This is a genomic window from Corynebacterium sp. HMSC066C02 (genome assembly GCF_001814945.1).
GTDB classification, from domain to species: Bacteria; Actinomycetota; Actinomycetes; order Mycobacteriales; family Mycobacteriaceae; genus Corynebacterium; species Corynebacterium aurimucosum.
Genome location: NZ_KV818476.1, coordinates 22,234 through 44,358, shown reverse-complemented (window position 1 = coordinate 44,358; position 22,125 = coordinate 22,234). Strand labels below are relative to the sequence as shown.

General features: G+C 59.9%; 20 protein-coding genes. 6 read left to right on the top strand and 14 right to left on the bottom strand.

Annotated features, from left to right (window positions below):
* Positions 1–161 precede the first annotated feature (161 nt).
* Genes murJ through HMPREF2996_RS11345 form a run of 3 tightly spaced genes read right to left on the bottom strand, consistent with a single transcriptional unit; the run spans position 162 to position 6,153 of the window.
* Complete coding sequence (gene murJ, locus HMPREF2996_RS11355; RefSeq protein ID WP_070444549.1) at positions 162–3,404, bottom strand: murein biosynthesis integral membrane protein MurJ; 3,243 nt, start codon at positions 3,402–3,404, stop codon at positions 162–164.
* Between the two features lie 8 nt (positions 3,405–3,412).
* On the bottom strand, positions 3,413–5,554 hold the full coding sequence (locus HMPREF2996_RS11350) for a DUF6049 family protein (protein ID WP_070731417.1): 2,142 nt from the start codon (positions 5,552–5,554) through the stop codon (positions 3,413–3,415).
* The gene (locus HMPREF2996_RS11345; RefSeq protein WP_070645164.1) at positions 5,551–6,153 is read right to left on the bottom strand and encodes an NUDIX hydrolase; all 603 of its coding nucleotides are present in this window, start codon (positions 6,151–6,153) and stop codon (positions 5,551–5,553) included. Before HMPREF2996_RS11345 ends, HMPREF2996_RS11350 begins: the two co-directional genes overlap by 4 nt.
* 28 nt (positions 6,154–6,181) lie before the next feature.
* Between HMPREF2996_RS11345 and HMPREF2996_RS11340 the strand changes: the two genes are divergently transcribed.
* The 4 genes from HMPREF2996_RS11340 to HMPREF2996_RS11325 are packed head-to-tail and all read left to right on the top strand — an operon-like array spanning position 6,182 to position 9,286.
* Positions 6,182–7,615, top strand: a complete 1,434-nt coding sequence (locus HMPREF2996_RS11340) for a CCA tRNA nucleotidyltransferase (protein WP_070731416.1) — start codon at positions 6,182–6,184, stop codon at positions 7,613–7,615.
* Between the two features lie 2 nt (positions 7,616–7,617).
* A complete protein-coding gene (locus tag HMPREF2996_RS11335; protein WP_070444555.1) occupies positions 7,618–8,217 on the top strand; it encodes a YqgE/AlgH family protein in 600 nt (199 codons plus the stop codon).
* A gap of 35 nt (positions 8,218–8,252) precedes the next feature.
* A complete protein-coding gene (locus HMPREF2996_RS11330; RefSeq protein WP_070731415.1) occupies positions 8,253–8,969 on the top strand; it encodes an AzlC family ABC transporter permease in 717 nt (238 codons plus the stop codon).
* Entirely contained in the window at positions 8,954–9,286 is a 333-nt protein-coding gene (locus tag HMPREF2996_RS11325) for a branched-chain amino acid transporter permease (protein WP_070444559.1), read from the top strand. The genes HMPREF2996_RS11330 and HMPREF2996_RS11325 overlap by 16 nt, the downstream gene beginning before the upstream one ends.
* On the opposite strand, the gene HMPREF2996_RS11320 is transcribed toward HMPREF2996_RS11325, so the two are convergent.
* The 5 genes from HMPREF2996_RS11320 to HMPREF2996_RS11300 all read right to left on the bottom strand — a co-directional run bounded on the left by HMPREF2996_RS11320 (position 9,283) and on the right by HMPREF2996_RS11300 (position 11,968).
* Positions 9,283–9,591: a hypothetical protein gene (locus HMPREF2996_RS11320; RefSeq protein WP_070731414.1), complete on the bottom strand. Its 309-nt coding sequence runs from the start codon at positions 9,589–9,591 to the stop codon at positions 9,283–9,285. The two genes, HMPREF2996_RS11325 and HMPREF2996_RS11320, sit on opposite strands and share 4 nt — an antisense overlap.
* 6 nt (positions 9,592–9,597) lie before the next feature.
* Positions 9,598–10,557: a bile acid:sodium symporter family protein gene (locus tag HMPREF2996_RS11315; RefSeq protein WP_070731413.1), complete on the bottom strand. Its 960-nt coding sequence runs from the start codon at positions 10,555–10,557 to the stop codon at positions 9,598–9,600.
* A 75-nt stretch (positions 10,558–10,632) separates the two neighbouring features.
* Complete coding sequence (locus HMPREF2996_RS11310; protein WP_070444565.1) at positions 10,633–11,004, bottom strand: Rieske (2Fe-2S) protein; 372 nt, start codon at positions 11,002–11,004, stop codon at positions 10,633–10,635.
* Between the two features lie 51 nt (positions 11,005–11,055).
* Complete coding sequence (locus HMPREF2996_RS11305) at positions 11,056–11,280, bottom strand: hypothetical protein (RefSeq protein WP_070444567.1); 225 nt, start codon at positions 11,278–11,280, stop codon at positions 11,056–11,058.
* Between the two features lie 223 nt (positions 11,281–11,503).
* Entirely contained in the window at positions 11,504–11,968 is a 465-nt protein-coding gene (locus HMPREF2996_RS11300) for an SdpI family protein (protein ID WP_070444569.1), read from the bottom strand.
* A gap of 157 nt (positions 11,969–12,125) precedes the next feature.
* On the opposite strand from HMPREF2996_RS11300, the gene HMPREF2996_RS11295 reads away from it, so the two are divergent.
* Both HMPREF2996_RS11295 and HMPREF2996_RS11290 read left to right on the top strand, forming a co-directional pair.
* Positions 12,126–13,361: a dicarboxylate/amino acid:cation symporter gene (locus HMPREF2996_RS11295; protein WP_070444571.1), complete on the top strand. Its 1,236-nt coding sequence runs from the start codon at positions 12,126–12,128 to the stop codon at positions 13,359–13,361.
* A gap of 346 nt (positions 13,362–13,707) precedes the next feature.
* A complete protein-coding gene (locus HMPREF2996_RS11290; RefSeq protein WP_246823037.1) occupies positions 13,708–14,913 on the top strand; it encodes an HNH endonuclease signature motif containing protein in 1,206 nt (401 codons plus the stop codon).
* Between the two features lie 291 nt (positions 14,914–15,204).
* Here HMPREF2996_RS11290 and trpA read toward each other — a convergent pair whose 3' ends face one another.
* The 6 genes from trpA to HMPREF2996_RS11260 are packed head-to-tail and all read right to left on the bottom strand — an operon-like array spanning position 15,205 to position 21,832.
* Positions 15,205–16,035 (bottom strand): tryptophan synthase subunit alpha, encoded by an 831-nt coding sequence (gene trpA, locus HMPREF2996_RS11285; RefSeq protein WP_070731411.1) that lies wholly within the window; start codon positions 16,033–16,035, stop codon positions 15,205–15,207.
* Entirely contained in the window at positions 16,035–17,249 is a 1,215-nt protein-coding gene (gene trpB / locus HMPREF2996_RS11280) for a tryptophan synthase subunit beta (RefSeq protein WP_070444575.1), read from the bottom strand. The genes trpA and trpB overlap by 1 nt, the downstream gene beginning before the upstream one ends.
* A 45-nt stretch (positions 17,250–17,294) precedes the next feature.
* Positions 17,295–18,677, bottom strand: coding sequence for a bifunctional indole-3-glycerol-phosphate synthase TrpC/phosphoribosylanthranilate isomerase TrpF (trpCF, locus tag HMPREF2996_RS11275; RefSeq protein WP_070731408.1), 1,383 nt, complete (start codon positions 18,675–18,677; stop codon positions 17,295–17,297).
* On the bottom strand, positions 18,655–19,692 hold the full coding sequence (trpD, locus tag HMPREF2996_RS11270; protein WP_070444579.1) for an anthranilate phosphoribosyltransferase: 1,038 nt from the start codon (positions 19,690–19,692) through the stop codon (positions 18,655–18,657). The genes trpCF and trpD overlap by 23 nt, the downstream gene beginning before the upstream one ends.
* A complete protein-coding gene (locus HMPREF2996_RS11265) occupies positions 19,692–20,336 on the bottom strand; it encodes an anthranilate synthase component II (protein WP_070716815.1) in 645 nt (214 codons plus the stop codon). Before HMPREF2996_RS11265 ends, trpD begins: the two co-directional genes overlap by 1 nt.
* The gene (locus tag HMPREF2996_RS11260) at positions 20,333–21,832 is read right to left on the bottom strand and encodes an anthranilate synthase component 1 (protein WP_070716818.1); all 1,500 of its coding nucleotides are present in this window, start codon (positions 21,830–21,832) and stop codon (positions 20,333–20,335) included. The genes HMPREF2996_RS11265 and HMPREF2996_RS11260 overlap by 4 nt, the downstream gene beginning before the upstream one ends.
* Positions 21,833–22,125 lie beyond the last annotated feature (293 nt).

Below are 22,125 nucleotides of genomic sequence, written 5' to 3'. Positions count from 1 at the left end.
CTCCGTGTCTGATCTGTAAAGGGAAGAAATCGCAAGAACAATAAAGCCCCAGACCTAGAACCCGAAACCTGCAGGTGGGCGTCGTCAAGCGCGTGGTGCGTCTGAGTCAGCGAGCAGGGAGTTTCGGGATCGAGGTCTGGGGGAATGCGTGAGGTGGTGGGTTAGTTAGTCGGGATACCCACCAGGGTGGCCTCCTTCAGTGTGACGGAGCCGGACTTGGGCATGTCGGTGAAAACGATGAGGGCGCCGTCGAAGGCCACGGGCTTCTCCTTGAGCTCGATGTCTTGGCGTGCGCTCGTCAAGGTGCCGTGTGCGAGCTCGGTCAGCTTGCCGGAGTCAGGATCCGTGGGGTCAAAATCCTTGGTATTAACGCCATAGACCTCGTACTTGGCGCCCGTGGACTTGCTCTGCTGAAGCGGTAGCGCGCGGAGTTGCGTGGGCTTGTCAACGCTGAGCAGGAGTCCAGTGTCTGCCTTTTTCGTGGACCATGAACCAGATACTTCCTTGCCCTCCGGAACGGAGGTGGTCTTTACGTCTTTCAGGATCACCGGCGGCACGTTGGGGAAGGTCGTTTCCGTCGTGGATTCGCTCTTCGTCACCACGGGGGAAGTTTTCTCATTACCCACCTGGGAGAGAATCCACACGCTGAGTGCGGCCATCGCCACGACGAAGAGGGTAGCCAGCACACCGAGCACGATGATCCCGGAGCCAGAATAACCGCGGCCGCCGAAGCCCGGTGCAGGGCTCGGGTCCTCCTTGCGCGGGGTCTCCTCCACCGGTACCTGGAGGGTTTCCTCGCCGTCCTCGCCATCGCCGGCGAAGACCGCCAAGCGGTGGGCGATGTCCTCGAGGTCGGAGTCCTTGCCCTCTTCGGCGTCGGCAGCGATCTCCTGTAGCACCTCCGGTGTTGGGCTAGTGGAGTCCACCAGGAGAGAGATTGCGGAGGCCAGCGCCGAGCGGTCAGTTTCCTCATCGTTGCTGTGCAGCACCGCGGGGAAGGCCAGCGTGGCAATACCTTCGGTAGAGATGCGGATGCGGTTGCGGTTTTCAATGCCCAGCACGAGGTCCGCCGCATGGGCCGCGGCTGTGGTGCGCACCAGCGGTACCAAGGCGTGGGCCACGGCGCGCGGATCGAGGTCCTCATCCTCCGACACTGTCTTCAACGAGGTGCCCTCTACCCAGTCCGCCACGACGAGGCAGCCCTGGCGGTAGGACAGGATATCGATGTTCTCCGCCACGGCATCCAGTTCCATCTCCGCTAGGCGGCGCGTGGCGCGGGAGACCTCGGCGGAGCGGCGGGCGGCCACGGCCGGGGTCGCCGGCGCCATCGGGGCTTCGCCTGTGGTGTCCACGAAGGTCAGCGACACCACGCGGCCGGTGGCCTGCTCGCGCGCCTTCCAGAAGCGGGTACCCGCGGCAGAGCCATAGTCTTTGAGGAGGCGGAAGCGGCCATCGGAGACCGGCGCACCCGGCACCAGGCGCGGACCACGGACGATACCGGCAGACATCGGCGGCGGCACCGGCGAAGAGTTGAAGGCGTCCACGCTGAAGATGGGCTGGAACTCCAGCTGCTCCGGGGCTTCGACCTCGATAGCCTCTGCATGCTCGATCTTGATGAAGCGGGACATGCCCGGAATGCGCTGCAGCTGGCGGCCCAGGTTGATGACTTCCGGCAGGCCCGAACGCGAGAGCACGATGCCGGTCACGATCACGAAGACCAGGCCCACGACGGCGAGCTTGAGCAGGTACACAAACGGCGGAACCTCGGCCGGGAGCACGAAGTTGATGCCGTAGTTGAAGGCGTAAGCAACGACTAGGCCAACGATGGAGGCCAGCACCGACCACACGGTGGTCGCGATAACCGCGCGGCCGCCCAGGCTACCCAGCTTGCGCTTGAGCAGGAAGCCGCCGATCACCGCGCCGGCCACGAAGCCGAAGCCGTTGGCAGTACCCAGCAGGATGACCACGCGCTCCGGGGAGTCCGCAACGTGTGGGGCCAACAGGGAGAGCACCACCTTGGTTAGCGTGATGCCGGCGATGATGAAGGTGGGTGTCCACGCTTCCTCGCGGGCGTAGAACACGCGCAGGTGCAGCAACACGAGGGCGTAGGGGATGAGGGTAAAGGCGGAGAAGCTCAGCGTGAGGCCGAGCAGCTCGGCCGCGTCGGCGTCGAAGGCTCCGTACTGGAAGAGGCCGCGGGCAATCGGGATACCGAAGCCCGTCATGAAGATGACGATCGGAATCAGGGCGATAAACGTCAGCTTCGTGCCGAGCGTGAGATCCCGAACCACGGCCTTGACGTCACCGTCCGCGGCGTTGCGGGACAGACGCGGCATAATTGCGGTGAGTAGCGTGACGCCGATGACGCCATAGGGCACCTGCAGAAGCAGCCAGGCCTGCTGGTAGGTAAAGGGCGCGCCTTCATCCGCATGCGCCGCCACGCGGGAGGTGATGACGTAACCCAACTGGGAAATCGCCACATAGGCCACAATTGCCATGGCCATCCCACCGAATTGCTTGAGGCGGTCATCCAGGCCCCACAGCGGCTTGAGGTTAATGCCTGCCTTCTTGAGATAAGGGAAGAGGATGAGGCATTGCACGACCACGCCCGCCGTGGTGCCTAGGGCTAGGAGCAGCACGTGCCTGTCCGTGATCGGCGAGGGTGCATCGGGATGCAGACTGCCCGGTACCAGCTGGTAGGCCACGAGCACCGAAATCGAGATGATGTTATTGACCACCGGTGCCCACGCGCCCGGCCCAAAAATATTCTTGGTGTTGAGCACCGCTTGGAAGAGCGCGAAGAGTCCGTAGAAGAAGATCTGTGGCAGCAGCAAGTAGGCAAAGGAGGTCGCCTGCACGGCATTGACCTCGCCGTCTTCCGGCAGCATCATGCGCGTTAACTGCGGGGCAAAAATACAGGAAAGCACCGTGATCGTGGCCAACAGGGAGAAGGCCAGTGTGAAGAGGCGCCGGACAAAGTCCTCGCCGCGGTCGGCATCTTCCTTTTCCGCGCGCACCAGCACCGGAACCACGAGTGAGGTCAGCACCGCACCCAGCACAATCTCCGTGATGAGGTTGGGCAGCTGGTTCGCCGTGGTAAAGGCGGAGGAAATCGCCGGGCCAAGCGACGAGCCGATGAGCACGTTGCGAATGAATCCCGTGATGCGGGAAATCAACGTGGCGATAGCCATGGAACCGGTGGCGCGGACGACGGCGCCGTCGGAGTTCTTTTCGCCGCCGGACTCACTCGGGGCCGAGGCAGACTTGCCCTTCAGTCCCGAACGGTCCTCGAGTTCGTCGTCGACAGCAACGACGCCGCTCGGCGCGCGCTTTTCCGGGACCGGTGCCGGCGGCGAGGGCGTGACAATGCGGCGACGGGCACCAGACATAGGTTCATGTGTCATAGAGAAAACTATCCGTGAGACTTCTTTTTCTTCCGCTTACCCAGACGGAACAGGGCAGCTAGGACGAGGGCGAGCGCGGCGATCGCGCCGACTCCATAGACGCTAACGATACCGGCACGCGTCTGCACCGTGATGTCGATGGGATCCGAAATGAGGTGCTCAGATGGTGTTGCAAGCCACAGGCGCAGCGACGTCTGGTCAGCGTTGCTAGGCAGGTCAGCGGTCATGGACACGGTAATGGATCCCTTGGCCGGGATGTGAATCATGTTCTGCGTGTTCAACGTGGCGCCGTCGGGGGCGTCATAAGCCAGGTGTGCGTCGACAGGCAGTGGCAGGCCGTTTTCCGCCACGATGAGCAGCGGCGATGACTCTGAGACGCGGGTATACACGTTGCCCGGTGGGATGAGGGATACGGAGGCGCGCAGCTCGCGAAGCATATCCGCGTTCTTCTCTAGGCGGGAGCGGCTTTGCTTCACCGAAGTCGGAAAGCCGTGCAGGCTGGAGCGGCCGGTCGCGCTGAGCGCCGTGAGCAGATCGTGGCGCAAAGGTGCCGTGAAGTCGTAGCGCGTCATGGCAATACCGGGGTCGTTGACCATGATGGACATCAACTCGTCGGTATAGCGCGCCTGCTGTGTTACCTGTGTGATCTCGGCGTCGTGAAAGGCTGAAGGGTCCGGGTAGGGGCTGCCGGGACTCCCACCGCCCTCCTCCACCTCTAGCGCGGTAACGGGGCGGGGTTCGAGGCGCCCAGAATCGAGGAGCCGCTGCGCTGCTTCCATCACCGCACGTGCGGCGGCAGGGTCCTGGTAATTCGGCAGCTTGGCCACGGTCTCCTCTTGCGCAGACGCCACGCTTATCGACGCCCCCGCCGTCAGTGCCCTCGCCTGTTCCGAATCGATCGAAAAGTCGTAGCGCAGCTCCGGGTTGGAGTACCCGGTGGTCTGCGGCTTCGATCCGGTTTGGGCCAAGAGTGCGCCGAGGGAGGCATCAAAAGTGGCGGCCTTGCCTACCCACTCGGAATTATCCGCCACCAACAGCGGAACGGACATCGCATGCTCGCTCGTCCCAGAGGCCGGCGCGGTGAGCTGCGTGCTGAGCGGGACGCCGAGGATGCGCTCGATGGTGTCTGCGCCCTGCTCTACGGCCTCGTGGGTGAGCCACTCATTGCCCACTTTGGCCACCGCATCGGTGTCTGCGTTGGCCCACGGCATGAGCATGCGGCAGTCGACCTGTGTGAGCTTCTGCAGCCATGCGGCGGCGTCCCGGGAACCCGCGCCGGGCGTGCCGCGATCGGAATCGGCGCTGTTAAACCAGGAATCACGCAGGCGAGTGGGGTGTTTGGCGGTAGAGGGGCGCGTCTCGTTGACGGTGTAGCCGGCGGACATGCGGTCGGCGGCGTCGACAAGCGCGGGGTCCAAAGCCATGCAGCCGGAACCGTGCAGATCATGCTGCAGGTAGGCGTCGAGCAGTTGATCGAGCCGCCCGCCCGGGGAGAGCTGTCCAGCTAGCTGCTCGCTTTCTAAGATGAGCTCCTCGCCACCGGTATCCCCCGGCACCACGTCTACCTCGGCGGTGACAGGATAGACCAGCGAAAAGGAATGCTCGCTCTCGTCTTCGGGAGCCGATTCTTCTCCTTGGAAATCCAGGATTGTCCGCTCCTCCGCGAAACTGGCCGCCTGGCCGTCGCGGGTGCCGGTGAGCGTGAACAGGAGCGGGTAGGCGCCAGGTTCCGTGATGGCCAGCGTGGAGTCTTTGCCCAATGCGGTGGGAACCTCCACGGTCAGCTCGCGGCTCTCCCCCGGTTCAAGCTTTCCCGCGCCGAGTGTCGCCCCATAATAAGGAAAGGATCCCGCAGCGAGCTCTTGGCGTGCCTGGGTGGTGGAGTTCACGGCAGTGCTGCGCCGGGAGGTTATCTGCAAATCATCAACGGCGCTCTCGGTTGGGTTATGGATGCGCAATTGTAGCTCGAGCGTCTCCCCTACCCGCGCCTCCGTTGCGCTAAGTAGGCTGAGCTCCAGCTCGTCGGGACCGCGGGAGCCGAGCCAATAGTGGGAGTCAGTAATCCCAGTGTCGGGAGTTTGTGCCTGGGCCACGGGGACGGTGCAGCCCACCGCCAGCGCCGCGATGGCCGCCGCTGCGCGCCACCTCACCGTGGGGTCGCCTTTCCTGCGGCAGCTTCCTTTCGCGCGAGATCCGGGAGGAGGTCGTGGGCAATGCGAGCCAGCTTGCGCTCGTCCGCATAGGCCAAGTGCTCGATGAGCTCGGAGACTGGGATCCAGGACACTTCTGTGACCTCCGGGTCTTCGTCATTCATGATGCCGTCCACAAAACGCAAAAGGTGGTGGTGCACTGTTTTGTGAATGCGCACCCCATCGGAGACGAACCAATAATCAATCATGCCGAGGTCCGCGAAGACCTTACCGTGGATTCCTGTTTCTTCCCAGACCTCGCGCTCAGCGGTGAGCTCTTTGGCTTCGCCATTTTCCACATGCCCCTTCGGCATGGACCACAGCAGGCGCCCGCGGCGGTCCAACCTGCCGATGAGTGCCACATAGATCTGGGACAGGTCCACGTTGCCGTTTTCGTCGACGGCTTCCGCCAATCCGGACACGACAAGTCCGCCGGCGGAGGTCTCATCCCGCGTGGTCATGCGGTTGGTGGACGTGCGCTGGGGGCGTCCCGTGCGGTGGTTCCGGTGGCCCGCGCCCCGCCGGCGGCGGCGTTTGGACCCTGGCGTGTTCTTAGTCATCCCTGCTAATCGTAGTAGACTTCGATCCGTGAATTTTCAGGACACTCAGCTAATCGGCGTTCTTGCCCGCGCTGACGCTACCGTCAGCCGGCTCAGTGGCCTCTTAAGCGGCCTGGTGGAGCGCTTTGCGCTTCACGACGCCCCCCTCTATCTCGTCGGCGGCTCCGTCCGCGATGCCTTACTTGGCCGTTTGGGCAACGATCTCGACTTCACCACCCCGGCTCGGCCCGACGTGGTCTATTCCATTCTTGAAGAGTGGGCGGAGACCGTGTGGGATACCGGCATTGACTTCGGTACGGTCTCGGCGGCTTATAAGGGCCAGCAGATTGAGATCACGACCTTCCGTTCCGATAGTTATGACGGGCAGTCCCGAAACCCCGAGGTCATGTACGGCGATACCCTCGAGGGCGATCTCGTGCGCCGCGATTTCAAGGTCAACGCCATGGCCATCGAGCTGCGCCCGGACGGCACCCGTGAATTCCACGATCCGATGGGCGGACTCGCGGACCTAGCGAACCGCATCCTCGATACCCCGGATGCGCCGGAGATTTCTTTCCACGATGATCCCCTGCGCATGCTTCGTGCTGCGCGGTTTGCGGCGCAGTTGGAGTTTGACGTCGCCCAGCGCGTGCGCGGCGCCATGATCGACATGGCTGCTGAAATCCAGCGCATCACCGTAGAGCGCGTACAGGTGGAGCTCAATAAGCTCATCTGCGGTGTCGCGCCGTGGAAGGGCATTGACCTGCTCGTTGACTCCGGTATTGCGGATTATATTTTTCCGGAGATCCCGGCGTTGCGCATGGCCCCCGACGAGCACGCGCAGCACAAGGACGTGTACGCGCACTCGCTGACAGTACTGCGCCAGGCCATGGAGCAGGAAGAGGACGGCCCCGACCTGATTCTGCGGTGGGCGGCGCTGCTCCATGACATTGGCAAGCCGGATACCCGCGACACCACCGACGGCAAGGTCACCTTCCACCATCACGAGGTAGTGGGCGCGAAGCTCACCCGCAAGCGCCTGCGCAAGCTGAAGTTCCCCAAGGCTACGACCGAGGACATCGGCCAGCTGGTCTACCTGCACATGCGCTTCCACGGTTTCGGCGATGGCCAGTGGACCGATTCTGCTGTGCGCCGCTACGTCACCGATGCCGGTGATCTACTCCCGCGTCTGCACAAGCTTGTGCGCGCAGACTGCACTACCCGCAATGAGCGCAAGGCCCGCCGCCTCCAACGCACATATGACCAGCTGGAGGAACGCATCGCGGATATCGCGGCCAAGGAAGACTTGGCGCGCGTGCGCCCAGATCTCGATGGCAACGAGATCATGGAGATCCTCGGCCTTGAACCTGGTCCCGAGGTAGGCAAGGCCTGGTCTTATCTCAAGGAGCTGCGCCTCGAGGAAGGCCCGCTGGAGCGCGAGGTTGCTATTGCGAAGCTGCGCGAGTGGTGGAATTCTAGATAGGGATGTACGCAGACAGACTTTTCAACGCCCTCGAGCGCAACGATCCCGCCCCTGGCCAGCTCCTTGTGGCGGCTCCCGACGTCCTCGCGCCCCATTACAATCGCTCCGTCATCCTTATCACCGAGCAGCATGCCGGGCGTACCTATGGTGTGGACCTGACTAAGCGCTCCGAAGTCGCTGTTTTCAATGTCATGCCGGAGTGGCTACCAGTGGTGGCTAAGCCGCAGGCCCTCTACATCGGCGGTCCGCACAATCAGCAGGCGGCCATTGGTGTGGCGCTGACGAAACAGGGCGTGACCATTGAGGAGCAGCCGGCGCTGAGCCGCCTCGCCCCGCGCGTGGCTCTCGTAGATTTGCGGGTCGGTCCGGATGCCGTCACCGAATTAGTAGAGGGTATGCGTCTTTTCGCCGGTCACTTCGAGTGGGGTCCTGGCGAATTGGATGAGGAAATTGACCGCGGTGAGTGGTACGTGGCCCCTGCCCTGCCCCAGGACGTGGTCTCCTCGGGGTCAACGGATACGTGGTCGGATGTCATGCGCAGGCAGGCCATGCCCCTTCCGTTGTTCGCCACTTTCCCGCGCTATATCGATGAAGATAATTAGCGCTCGTCCTTTTCTTCTGCGCTAACATCTCTGCCATGCGTGCGGAGATCATCAAGGCAATACGGACCTGCATGCCCATCGCCGTCGGGGTGGTGCCGTTGGGCCTCGCCTTCGGCGTGCTCATGGTCCAGACCGGTTTTGACTGGTGGTGGACCCCTATCTTTTCCATCATTATTTACGCTGGCTCGATGGAATTCCTCGCCATTTCCATGGTGACCGGCGGCGTGACGCCCGCCGTAGCCGCGCTGACGGGTTTCATGGTCAACTTCCGGCACATCTTCTACGGGCTGACCTTTCCGCGCGATGAGATTTCGAGCCGCCTCGGCCGCGCTTATTCGACGTACGCGCTTACCGACGAATCCTATGCCGTGCTCTCGGCCCTCCCCCGTAACTCGCGTCCAAGTGGCGTGTTTGTTTTTAGCGTGCAGCTGTACTGCCAAGTCCTATGGGTCGGTTCCGGGATCATTGGTGCGGTGGCAGGCCAGGCCATTCCTCCTTCGGTGAAGGGGTTGGAGTTTGCCCTAGTTGCCCTGTTTATTGTGCTCGCGATTGATTCTTTTCAGAACAACAAGGATTACTCCCTTCCCCTGTCAGCGGCGGCCCTGGGAATCCTCGCCAGCTTTCTATTTCCCGGTCAGCTGCTCATGGTGGCGCTGAGTGCTTATTTCTTGCTCTTGGTGGTGCGTTACCTTTCTCCGCGTATCGACAATGCGCTGATTCTGCGGAGGGAGCCGACATGCCAGACGGAGTAACCCTCGGTAGCATTTTCGCCGTTTTGATCCCCGTCGGGATAGTCACCGTCCTCTTGCGTTGGCTGCCCTTCGGGTTCGTCAAAGCGCTTAAAGGAAGCCAGTTCATCAGCATGTTGGGATTCACCATGCCCGTGGGTGTGATGACGGTGCTTGTGGTCTATACCTTGTTTGGTCAGATCCAGGACACGGGAAGCCTAATACCTCCCCTCGTCGGCGCAGCGGTTACCGCAGTATTGCACCTGTGGCGCCGGAACTCGGGCTTGTCCATCTTCGGTGGCACGGCCGTGTACATGGTGTTAGTGAACCTGGTGCTTTAAAAGTCCCCGTACAGGGCGATGGCCTCGGTCCACAGGGAGTGGAACTGGAAGGCGTCGATAAGCTCGGCGTCGATGTCGGGGTACTTGTCGTAGGTATCGGGGTGTGGGGCCACGCTCTGTGGGATGTTGGCGTCACCCACTGAGGCGGTTGGCGTGGCGGCACCGACGATGGCGTCATTCGGTGCGAGGGCAATCATGCGCAGCATGGTGCAGGCCTCGCCGTTAATTTCCTCCAGCTCCGCGATGTGAATGGCAGTGCCGACCTCAGGAACAGTCATGGTGGTGCGAACATAAAGCTTTTTCATGTGCTCTCACTCTACCCGCGCATAGCGAGCCGCCATAGACGCGCAGATCATCAACTGCACCTGGTGGTAGATCATGAGCGGGAGGATGAGCAGTCCCAAGGAGGTACCACCGGAGGCAAAAATAACCGAGGCCATGGGAAGGCCTGTGGCCAGGGATTTCTTCGAACCACAGAATTGGATAGCGATGATGTCTTCCCTGCTGAATCCCAACTTTTTACTCACGACCTTGGTCAACCACAGCATGAAGAAAACGAATGCGGTGGAGAATACAATCTGAAAAAGAATTTGCCATATGCTAATCGACGCCCAGATCCCGTCGATCATTCCTTTCGAAAAGGCCGCATACACCACCATGGCAATGGAGCCACGGTCCACCACTTTCGTGGCCTTGCTCGCTGCGAGTTCTCCTACCCATTTTCTGGTGAGCTGGCCGAGCACGAAAGGTAGGAGCAAAAGGACAGAAATCTCAAGGAAAACTGAGCTATCGATATGGATGCCGTCTCCGGCGCCCATGAGTGCCATGACCAGCAATGGCGTAAGCAGAACTCCAGCGAGGTTTGATGCAGACGCAGAGACGATTGCTCCAGGAACATTTCCTCGGGCGATTGAGGTAAAGGCTACCGATGATTGCACCGTGGACGGTACGAGCGTGAGGTAGAGGATTCCCAAGTAAAGATCGTTTGGAATGAACGCGGTGAGTGGGCGGAGTGCGAGGCCGATGATTGGGTAGACCACGAAGGTAAACACCAGGATGGTGAGATGGAGCTTCCAGTGTTTGATACCGTTGATGGCTTCTCGCGTTGAGAGCCGCGCGCCGTAAAGAAAGAAGAGAAGGGCGATCGCGATATTCGTGAGGACATCGAAGCCGTCTGCAAAGCTTCCGCGTGCGGGAAAAACGATAGCGATTGCGACGGCGAAGAGGATGAGGATGATGAGGGGGTCGAGTCTTTTAAGGCGCTCAATCATAGAAGAGAGTCTAGACGCCCCTCACGGTTTCACGTGAAACATCTTTTCAAGCCCCTGCGTCCCCGGGGATAGCCTCTAGGCGGAGACGTTTTTGATTGTTCCACCGTTGTTTTCTACGCCGTACTCTGTAAGCGGTTTGGGGCTGGGTCCGCCGGTAACTTCACCATTGCTGAGGTCAAAGCTGGAGTAGTGGCTAGTGCAGGTGGCAGTCATGCCTTCAATCTTCGTAATGAGGGAGCCCTGGTGTGGGCAGGTCTGCGAGTATGCCTTGAACTCCCCTTCAGTGGGTTGAGCGAAAATCACTTTGTCCACAATGATGGCTGAGCCGACGGGGATTTCTGTCGCAGCGATCTCTGCGGAAGGCTCCTTGCCGCAAGCGGCGAGGTAAGCCCCGGCAAAAGTGGTGGCGGTACCAAGCAGGAAGAGACGGCGTGAACATGTAGTCATGCTGATTACTCTATCTGATTGATGGAGTGTGTTCTGGAGGATGGTGGGCAGCTAGCTGAGTTTGCCATCCCACACGGGGAGCTCGTCTTCCCTACTGCCGCTGAAATCATAGGAACCGTAGTTTGTGCCGACATCGCTATAGATTGTTCCGGCTATGGTGTGCCCGGTGCGGTTATCGCTAGAAAGCGCATAAGTAGCCCCTGCCCCTAGAATGCTGAGGCTGAGCGCGGCGGCAGCGATGATTCGAAACGTGCGGATGTTTGTAACTTTGTTCATGGGATCCATGGTGCGCCGAAGATCGTGTCTTGTCACGGCACCGCCTCGCTCTCCCATGGTGTTGGTGCACACTTCTCAGTGTTGGCACAGGATAAAGAAAAGGGCTCCGCCAATGGTGGGGGATTCCATGGTTGGCGGAGCAATGTATTTATTTGAATGTGACGAAAAGTGTGTGGTGGTTATTTGTACCGATTGATTACGCCACTGTGCTTTAAAGTAGGTGTTAATTCTTGTCCACGTTATCGGCGCGTGCCGCAGCTGCGCGGGCCGCGGAGACGTCGACAGTCGGCGCTTCTCCCCCGCACCCGCCATCGCCGCAATTGCAGGAATCACCGCAGCCTTCGTCCCCTTTGTGCGCCTGGTTCCACAGGTACGAGGCACGGGCACCCATGTTTGAACCGATGGATAGCGCGAGGATTGCCACGACGAAGGTGAGCGCGGGGATAAGCCACATCCATCCCTCCGCGCGCAATGCGATGATGCCACCGAATACTAAAGCGACGCCGCCCAAGAACCAGAACGGGCCCGCGACAGCATGGGCATTATCCCAGGCTTCTCTAGATGTGCGGATTTCCGCGAGACGTAAGCCAACGACGCTATTTCCAGGAAGCTTGCGGAGCGTGGCAAGGCCACCGACGACAATAAGTACCGCGGCCAAGATGAGGAAAATGATTCCGACTACGAGCATGCCTCTTAGTCTATCCGGCTTCCTAGCTGGCGAGAAAGCCGGTTCAAATTATTCGCATCCTGCTGTAATATACATTTCGTGTCGCTTGGTAGATATTAATGTACTTATCATCGAGCGAGAAAACCGACATGGTAGCAACCATAGAAAAGACTCAATCATGACATTCAAGAGTGTTCTCAACTCTCTGTTGTTCAAGATTATCGTCGCGATAGTTTTGGGCATCATCGTTAGCCAGTTTGCTCCGGAGTGGTTCGGAAGGGCCTTCGCCACATACAACGGCCTGTTTTCAAACTTCCTTGGCTTCTTCATCCCCGTTCTTATCCTCGCCCTTGTTGCCCCTGCAATTGCAGGCCTTGGACGGGGCGCCGGTAAGTGGCTGGGTATTACTGCAGGCATCGCTTATGGCTCAACTATTGTGGCGGGCCTTGTCGCTTATGGCCTGACCCAGGCCCTCTACCCCACTTTGCTGGGTGGACAAACGCTTAATACGGACGTCGCCGACATTGATGCCGGTGCTCTCGAACCCTATTTCACCGTCGAAATGCCTGCACCTTTTGAGGTGATGACAGCTCTATTGCTGTCCTTCTGTATCGGCGTGGCCATGACCACCGTGAAATCTGACAACCTCTACGCGCTTGCCAAAGAATTCGAGCACGTTGTCATCAAGGTGATCTGGGGCTTCGTTATCCCACTTCTGCCGTTCTACATCTTTGGCATGTTCCTTTCCCTAGGTATGAACGGGAATATCGGAACGGTGTTGGTCGCCTTCACGAAGGTTCTTCTGCTTGCAGTCGTTATGACCTTGGTTTACCTTGTGCTCCAGTACGTCATTGCAGGTGCCATTGCAGGTAAGAATCCATTCAGCGCATTGAAGAACATGGCACCGGCCTACTTCACCGCGCTGGGTACCTCTTCTTCGGCGGCGACGATCCCGGTTTCCTTGGATGCGACTTTGAAGAATGGCATTTCTAAGCCTGTTGCGGGCTTTGTTATTCCTCTTTGCGCGACGATTCACCTTTCCGGGTCGATGATCAAGTTGACGCTGTATGCATTCGCGATTGTGTTCATGGCTGAGGGTATGGAGGCTGATTTGGGTAAGGCCCTAGGCTTCATTCTGTTGCTTGGCATCATGATGATCGCCGCCCCCGGCGTTCCGGGTGGTGCCGTTATGGTCGCGGTCGGGTTGTTGCAAGCCAATATGGGCTTTGATGATTCGATGGTGGCATTGATGATTGCCGCCTATATTGCAATTGACTCCGTTGGTACTGCAGCAAACGTTACTGGTGATGGCGCCATTGCGATGATCGTCGATCGTTTCGCGCGGGACAAGATTGACGGCCTTGAGGCCGAGTCAGACGCTGCGGCTGCCGACGAGGAGCCTGCAACGGCATAAGTTTCACGTGAAACGCTGGACGTTTCCCCCTCCCTAGCCTGCTTTCTATCCCTGGTCTATAGGTCTAGATCGCTAACTCGGACTCTGGCTCTGGGAGGGGGATTTTGTTTATTTTGGCGAAAACTTCGTGGTCTACCGATTGCGCACTTTGCCATCAAAGGCCTCGGTGAAAAGTAAAGCAACTCTTGCGGGAAACCTATAGAACATGTATTCTATAGGTGGGAGTGGGGAACGTAATTGTTCGGCTAGTTTAGGGGTGCAGCTACCCGTGGGAACCACAACAAACTCTTCAACGTCAGTACCTACTGCGTACTTTTCTCACTCAAACCCGCACGATCCAGAATGGATGGCGGGCCAACTCATGCGGCGAATAGAGTACGAGTTTTGGTCTAGTGTCCAACCGCCGCTCGATGCCGATTCAGATACTGCCTTTTTGCGTATAGGGCAAAAGACAGGAAAGTCTCCTGCGCATGTGGCGCGGAATGTCATGGGATTAATCCGTCTCAGTGAGTTGCCGAGAGTAAAGGTTCTGCAAGATGCTGAGTTCTTGCTCGATATGCACGCCCTGGTCGCTATCGATCAGGTAATGACAAAACTCGGGAACCCTCTCTCATCGGTGGTCGCCGAAATTGACAGTCAACTTTCGGCGTGGCTAACGCCGACTAAACCGAACCAGGTCTTCCCCAGTGCTGAAAAGATTCGGCGAAAAGTGCGAGACATCGCCAAAGTCTTGGATGATTCAATCGAGTTCCGGGACAAGCGGAAAAAGAATCGCTACTCGCTTCTTACTCGGGGAGAGCGTGCGTCGATTGAGCTTGAGGTGGACAGCAAGGTCGGCGTCGTAATCCACGAGACTATTAAGCTTGCCGCCAAAGAGCATGACGTTTCAATGGCGGATGCCTTGATTCTACTCATTACGGGCAAAATTCAGCCTGAGGCGGGAAAGGTCGTCGTACATGAATACAAAGCTACTGACGTGGAGGGGGCTCCAGTCTACGTGCAGGGACATGGGTGGACCGGCGAGGGGGTTCCAGCGTCGAAAACAGTGACGCGGGACTTTAGTGAAGCTCCAGGACCGTGCGATGGCTATCAGCCTTCTGAATTTACCCGAAAGTATGTCGAGGGGCGCGATGGTACCTGTCGTGCGCCCGGATGTAATCGTCCGGCATGGACATGTCAGCTGGACCACCGGATTAACTATTCCGATGGCGGCCAAACGCATGCCTCAAACTTGGTTGCTCTTTGCCAGCATCACCACAACATGAAAACAGATGGACGGGCGTTCTACATCCTGGACCCGGTTACTGGTGACGTTGTGTGGTTGTACGAGGACGGAACTTGGGCCGTAACTGAGGCAACCGGCCCGTTGGCACCAGCCTCGAAGGTGTGGGCCCGGACCATTGCGGAAGATGTGGTTGCGCACCGTCGCAAGATGCACGAAGAGGCGCGAGCTTTGAAAGTTGAGGTGGACGGCGGAGAGATGGTCGAAATATTCGACAAGACGGACCCTGCGGAACGCTACTCGAATGGGTACGACGATATCCCCTTCTAAGCACTTAGCCTGCGAAAGCATCGAGAAGCTCACAGAGAATTAAGGAGTCATATGGGGAAGGTGGACTGAGGTTTATTGGCCGTCGCTTATTTCGATACCGATAGGCTCACTGCCTGTGCACTCGGTTAGGGCACGGTTTCACGTGAAACGGCCCCTTCCATCGGGGTGCGCGGTGGCGCGCAGCGTGATGAAAGAGGCCGTCGGGAGGCGGACTGCTCTAGGTCGCTAGACATCTCACTTTTAGCTATCGTTGCCCGAAACGCTACCCGGCAAAGTGCAGATGAGGCCTGACTAGGGCTCGGTGGGCTTAGTGGCAGCTTTCATCTTCGAGACAAAGTCGGTAACTGCAGCAGCGAGCATCTCGGTGGGTCGATTATCTTCGTCAAGGTGTGCGTCAACGATCTTTGTTAACGCGGATCCTGTAATCGCGCCGGCTGCACCGGCGTCGATAGCGTCCGCGACGTGTTGGGGAGTCGAAATTCCGAAGCCGAGGAGAATCGGTGCCCCACCAAAACGCTTCACGTTGCTCACTACTTCATCGAGCCCGCGCGTCTCCGATTCCTTCTCGGTGCCGGTGACGCCGTCGCGCGAGATCGCGTAGATGTAGCCTTTGGAGTACTTCGCTACGCCCTCGAGGGTCTTCCCGGAGGCTTGTGCGGGTGCGATGAAGATGGGATCGATTCCTGCTCGGTCGGCTGCGTCGACGAAGGGGGCGCCTTCGCGAACGGGGACGTCGGGAAGCAAAATGCTATCGGCGCCGGCCTCTTGGAACTCGGCATAGAAGGTTTCTAGCCCCCGAGTGAAGGGGACGTTGCCGTAGATGAGCATGCCGATGGGCAGGTCTGGGAACTCGCTTCGAATTGTGCGGATTTGCTCGATCGCAGAATCTACCGTCGCGCCGCCTGCGAGGGCGCGGATGTGTGAGGCCTGGATCGTGGGACCGTCGGCGACCGGATCTGAGAAGGGAACGCCGAGTTCGAGCGCGTCAGCGCCACCGGCGACGGCCGCGCGAACGATGGTGAGGGCGGTTTCTGGGCCGGGATCGCTCAGCATGATGAAAGGGACAAAAGCCCCTTCATTGCGGGCAGCGAGACTGGAGAAGAGTTTCTCGTAGCGGCTCATTACTTGTCCTCCGTGATCTTGAATTCGGGGTGCGCGTCGAGGGTGCGGCGGACGTGATCGATGTCCTTGTCACCGCGCCCGGAAAGAGAAACGAGAATGGTGATGTCTTCATCTTTGCGTTTCAACGCATAGGCCAGGGCGTGCGAGGATTCGAGGGCGGGGATAATGCCCTCGCGGCGGCTGAGGAGCTGGAAGGCCTCGAGAGCTTCGGCGTCGGTGATGCCGACATATGTGGCTCGGCCGGTCTGTGCGAGGTGGGCGTGCTGTGGGCCCACGCCCGGGTAGTCGAGTCCGGCCGAAATGGAATAGGATTCCTCTACCTGTCCGTCGGCATTGCGCATGAGGTAGGAGCGGGCGCCATGAAGAATTCCGATGGTTCCGTTATTGATAGTGGCGCCATGGTGCCCGGAATCGAGTCCTTCTCCCCCAGGCTCAGCGCCGACGAGTTCGACAGATTCTTCGTCGATAAAGTCCGCGAACATGCCGATGGCGTTGGAACCGCCACCGACGCACGCGACGACGAGATCTGGCAGCCCGCCGGTGCGCTCGATCATCTGGGCCTTGGCTTCCTCGGAAATCACTTTGTGGAACTCGCGGACGATCGTTGGGAAGGGATGCGGTCCCGCTGCGGTGCCGAGGAGGTAATGGGATTCGTGGAAGGTGGCGGTCCAGTCGCGGAGAGCTTCGTTGACTGCATCCTTGAGGGTTCCGGAGCCGGAATCCACGGGAATCACCTTGGCGCCCATGAGTTCCATGCGGTAGACGTTGGGTTGCTGCCGCTCGACGTCCTTGGCACCCATGTAGATCACACAGTCGAGGTCGAGCAGAGCGCAGGCGAGAGCGGTCGCGGTGCCATGTTGGCCCGCGCCGGTTTCGGCAATGATGCGCGTCTTTCCCATCCGCTTGGCTAGGAGCGCCTGGCCGATGACCTGGTTGGTCTTGTGAGCGCCACCGTGCACGAGGTCCTCACGCTTGAGGAAGATGCGTGCCTTTCCGCCAAGTTTGGTCGCTTCGGTGAGCGGCGTGGGGCGGCCCAGGTAGTCCCGTAGGTAGCCGGCAAGTTCCTTGCGGAAGGCCGGGTCATTCTGGGCGTCGACGAAGGCGTGCTCGAGCTGGTCGAGTGCTGGGATGAGTGATTCGGGAACAAATTGTCCGCCAAACTCACCGAAGTAGGCGGGAAGAATGGTCTCCCTGGTGTCCTGATCGTTGGTCATGATAGTCCTTTTGTCTCGGGCTGTTGCTAGGGCTCGGGTTGGGGATTAATACGTAAAGTGACGAATTATATGGAAGGCCTGAGCGATGAGTGCACTGTCTTTTCGACCGTTCACTTCGACCCCTGAATTGATGTCCAATCCGGCGGTGCCGACGCGAAGCGCCTGGGTGAGGTTCTCTGGATTCAGGCCCCCAGCAAGAAGTGACTTTGCTTTGACCTCGTCCGGGACAGTTGTCCAGTCGAAGGGGGTACCGGTTCCGCCGGTGCCGGAGTCGAGAATGAGGAGGTCGACGGCGTCGGCAAGCGCAGCGGCGAGGGCCGAGCCGTGGGGTGCGGTCATGTCGATGGCGCGCCACACCTGGCGCTCCCCTGCTACTGCGCGGACGGACTCAATGAGTTCGATCTCGGCCTCTGTGCTCCCCTGGTAAGGCGCGTGGATCTGCAAGGCGGAGATGCCATCGATGGCCAACTCCTCCCAACCGGCAGTGCGGCGTGAGACCGCGACATAGCTTAGGTCGGGTTCGTGGGCGATGATGTCGAGCGCGGTTTCACGTGAAACATTGCGCGGGGAGGCCTCCTCGAAGACGAATCCCCCGTAGACGGCACCGGCGGCACGGGCGGCCTGAGCCGCTGACCATGTCGTGAGGCCGCAGACCTTGTTCTGGCCATAGACCAGCTCACGGGCGGCCCGGTCGATATCGGGCGTGCCGGTGAGCTGGGAGCCAACGAGGAAGGCATTGGCGTGAGAACCCAGGCGGCGAACGGTCTGGTTATCGCGAATACCGGACTCCGACACGATGACCTTGCCAGACGGGACGTGGTGTGAAAGGCGCTCGGAGCGTGTGAGATCGATGCTGAGGTCGTGGAGGTTGCGGTTGTTAATTCCGATGACATCGATGCCAAAGGAAGTGGCGCGGGCGACTTCCTCCTCGGTGATAGCCTCGGTGAGGACATCGAGCCCAAGGGAATCCGCGAGCTGCTTGAGTTCTGCGTAGGTGTCGTCATCGACGATCGACATCATGAGCAAAATGGCGTCGGCGCCAAAATAGCGCGCAGCGTAGACCTGAATGGGGTCAACGATGAAGTCCTTGCACAAGACAGGCAGGTGCGTGGATAGCGCCACAGTCTGCAGATGGTCGTAGTCGCCACCAAAACGATCCGGTTCGCACAGCACCGAAATGGCTGAGGCGTAGCGCGAATACACGCGAGCGATGGCCCCAGGTTCATAGTGTTCCCGAATGAGCCCCAGTGATGGCGAGGCGGACTTGCACTCCATGATGAAACGGTTAGTGCCGTTGAGTGCATCGTAGAAGGAACGTTCTGAGCGCGGGAGAGCAGCTAAATCAACGTGTGCCAGGCGCTCACGGATTGCGGGCAGATGCGTGCGGCGCTTGGCGACGATCCCTTCAAGCACGGTCGGCAGAGCCATAGTTCGCCTCCTCGTGCTTCTTCAGCCATGCGGCGACGGTTCCATCCTTAATGAGTTGGTCGGCATGCGCGACGCCCTCGTGGATGGAATCGGTAGTGCCATTGAGATAGAACATTGCGCCGGCGGTGGCGGCGATCGCGTCGTGGTGGGCGGGCTTGCCGGTACCGGCGAAGACCGCCCGGAGGGCCCTTGCGTTTTCTTCACCGTTGCCGCCGGCGAGGTCGGAGAGCTCGTGGCGGGAGATGCCGAGGTCCTCCGGGGTGAGCTCGTAGTGGCTAATGGAGCCGTCGCGAAGCTCCCAGACCTGGGTGGTGCCGTGGACGGCAATCTCATCGGTACCCGCGCCGTGGACGACGAGCGCGCGCGTGCGGCCAAGATCCTTGAATACTTCAGCGATGAGCTGGCCCTGCTCGGGATTGGCGATGCCCATGATCTGGAACTCTGGGCGGCCCGGGCTGAGCAGCGGACCCATGGTGTTGAAGAGGGTTGAAATTCCGAGTCCCTTGCGTACCGGTTGCACGTGAGCAACTGCCGGGTTATACGCAGGAGCGAAGAGGAACGTGAAATTCGAGGCTTCGAGTTGGCGGACCGCGCGGTCCGGATCGAGGTCGAGCGGGATGCCGAGGGCCTCAAGGACGTCGGCGGAACCCGACTTGGAAGATACGGAACGGTTGCCGTGCTTGACCATCTTGACCCCGCCGGCGGAGGCGACGAGAGATGCGCCGGTGGTGACGTTGATGGTGTTAGCGCCATCGCCACCGGTCCCTGCGGTGTCCATGAGCCCCTTTCCGGTGACTGGGAAGGGACGCCCGGCATTGAGGAAGGCGCGCGCCGCGCCGGCGACATCGGCGAAGGTTTCGCCGCGAGTACGGATGTGGGTAAGGAGAGCGGCGATATGAATGTCGTCGTACTCCCCTACTGTCAGTGGGGTAAAGACCTCGATAGCTTGCTCGAGCGTTGGATGTGAAATGTCGAGGAATTCCTGCAGTGTCTTGAGGGCGTGGTTATTAGTCATTACTTGGCTCCTTCCATAGTGGGGAGAGAAGAAAGTTGTTTGATACAGCGTTCGATGACGATGGGTCCCGTCGGCGTGAGGACAGACTCTGGGTGGAACTGCAGGCCGAGGGCCATACCGTCGAGAGTTTCCGCCGCCATGGTGACAGGGCCGATATTGGTTTCGGTCTCCGCGAGGCTGCGCATCTGGGCGGGAATGTTCGCACAGCCTAAGGAGTGGTAGCGCGCAACGGGGACCAGGCGGCCCACGTAGTTCGGGTTATCTGGCTCGGAATCAGTAGTGAGCCCTTGGAAGAGCGGGTGCTTCGCGCCAGCGTCGGTCAGCGTCATGGGAACAGAGGAACCGTGCACCGGACCGCAGGCTTCAACCCTGCCGCCGCAATGCTCGAGCAGCGCCTGGAAGCCCAGGCAGATGCCAAGGATGGGGATGCGGCCGAGGGAGGCGTCGACAAGCTGCATCATCGATCCGGCGTCGCGGGGATGACCGGGGCCGGGCGAAAGGATGATGATGTCGGGCTGGGCGGCAAGGACCTCCTCCACCGGTACGGTGTTGCGGAAAACGGTGGTGTTGTAGCCGGCGAGCGCGTCGACGAGGTTGTAGACGAAGGAATCGTGGTTATCAATGAGGACGACGTGTGGGTTCATCGGATGACCTCCAGGGAAGCGTTGTGTGCCTGGGCGATGGCACTGAGCACCGCGTAGGCCTTGTGGACCGTTTCGTCGGCCTCGGATTGCGGGATGGAATCGCGCACGACTCCGGCGCCGGCCTGGACAACGGCCGTGCCGTCTTTGACGTAGGCGGAACGGATGACAATGCAGTTGTCCATGGATCCATCGCCGCGCAGGTATCCGATAGCACCCCCGAAGGATCCGCGGCGAGTGCCTTCGGTCTCACGGATGAGTTCCATGGCACGCAGCTTCGGTGCGCCGGTCAGCGTTCCCATGTTCATGCAGGCTCGGTAGGCGTCGAGGGCGTCGAAATCCTCGTGCAGCGTCGCGACGACGCGGGAGACCAAGTGCATCACGCGGGAATAGCGGTCCACCTGGAGCAGATCAGCGACCTGTCGGGTGCCGGGAACAGCGACGCGGGCGAGATCATTGCGGGCTAAGTCAACCAGCATGATGTGCTCCGAGACCTCTTTGGAGTCGGTGCGCATCTCGAGTTCGTTGCGGATGTCCAGCTCGTGGGTCGCACCGCGCGGGCGGGTGCCGGCGACCGGGTAGAGCTGCACCTGCCGGTCAGCGGCCGTGTACTTCAGGTTGGATTCGGGGGAAGCGCCGAAGAGCTCGTGCTCGGTGCCGCGCAGGTAGAACATATACGGCGAGGGGTTGGTCTCTCGCAGCGTGCGGTAGGCGGCAAAGGCATCCGGGCAGTCGAGGCTGAACGCGCGGGAGGGCACGACCTGATAGATATCGCCTGCATGTACGTTGTCTTGGAGGCGCTCGACGTGGCGGCGGAAAGCGGCGTCATCAATGGAAGCGCGTGCGCTGATGCTCTCACGCGGCGCGGGGGCTTCTGGAGTAATAGGTACGGTGACAACGGCCCGGTCCAGCTCTTCTTCGAGCGCGTGCTTGTCGACGCCCCATCCCTCAATCCTTGCCTTCTGCGTCAGGTGGTCCACCGTGAGGACGTGCTCGGCTACCAGAAATTCATAGTCGGGGTATTCGTTAGGGCCATCAGGAACCGGCGGCAGTGCCTCGAAGGTATCGACATAGTCGAAGGCGAATCCCCCACCAAGGAAAGGCAGCGACTCGCCGGAATAGAGCTGGCTAAACTGCAGTGTGCGCAGGATATCTGCAGTTGAGGTGGCGCGGAGGCGGGCGCGCTCATCGTGCTCGGTTGAGAGCTCGAAGCTAAAGGTGGCGCTGCCCTCACCGTTCTGGCTCATCCTGGAGCGGAAGTCCTGACGAAGTTCATCTAAGAGTAGGTGCCCGGACGGAGTTAAGGCCGTTGCGGTGACTTCCTGGCCGCGGCATACGACCTTGAGCGCTGCCTTGGTGATCGCAATGCACGTGAGGTTCTTCTTGGATTCAATGTCCGCGGATTCTAAGAGCAGGGAATCCTGCGGCGTGGCGAGGGCATAAAAGAGCGCGCTGGCGTCCGGTATGTACCTGACCTCGCGTTGGGCTGTATACGGCATCCTGTGTCTTTCTTTAACGATAGTGAGTGCTGCCGCGAGCTTCGCAAGAGAGCAAAACGCCGAAAAGCCCGCAGCTGCGGGCCTTAAATATGGGAGAAGAACGAGGCCCGCGGGTTACGCGCGCCACCACCAAAGGTTAAATGTGTTCTTCACATCATTGACTCTAACACCGATACCTTCTGCCGTACAGATAAAGGTCATTCGGGTACCCCCGTGGCCTCATGGTGGTACGGGGCCAAGGAACTGCAAGTGATATAGGAAACATGCAGCTAGAGAGTGTGATGTAACACTCT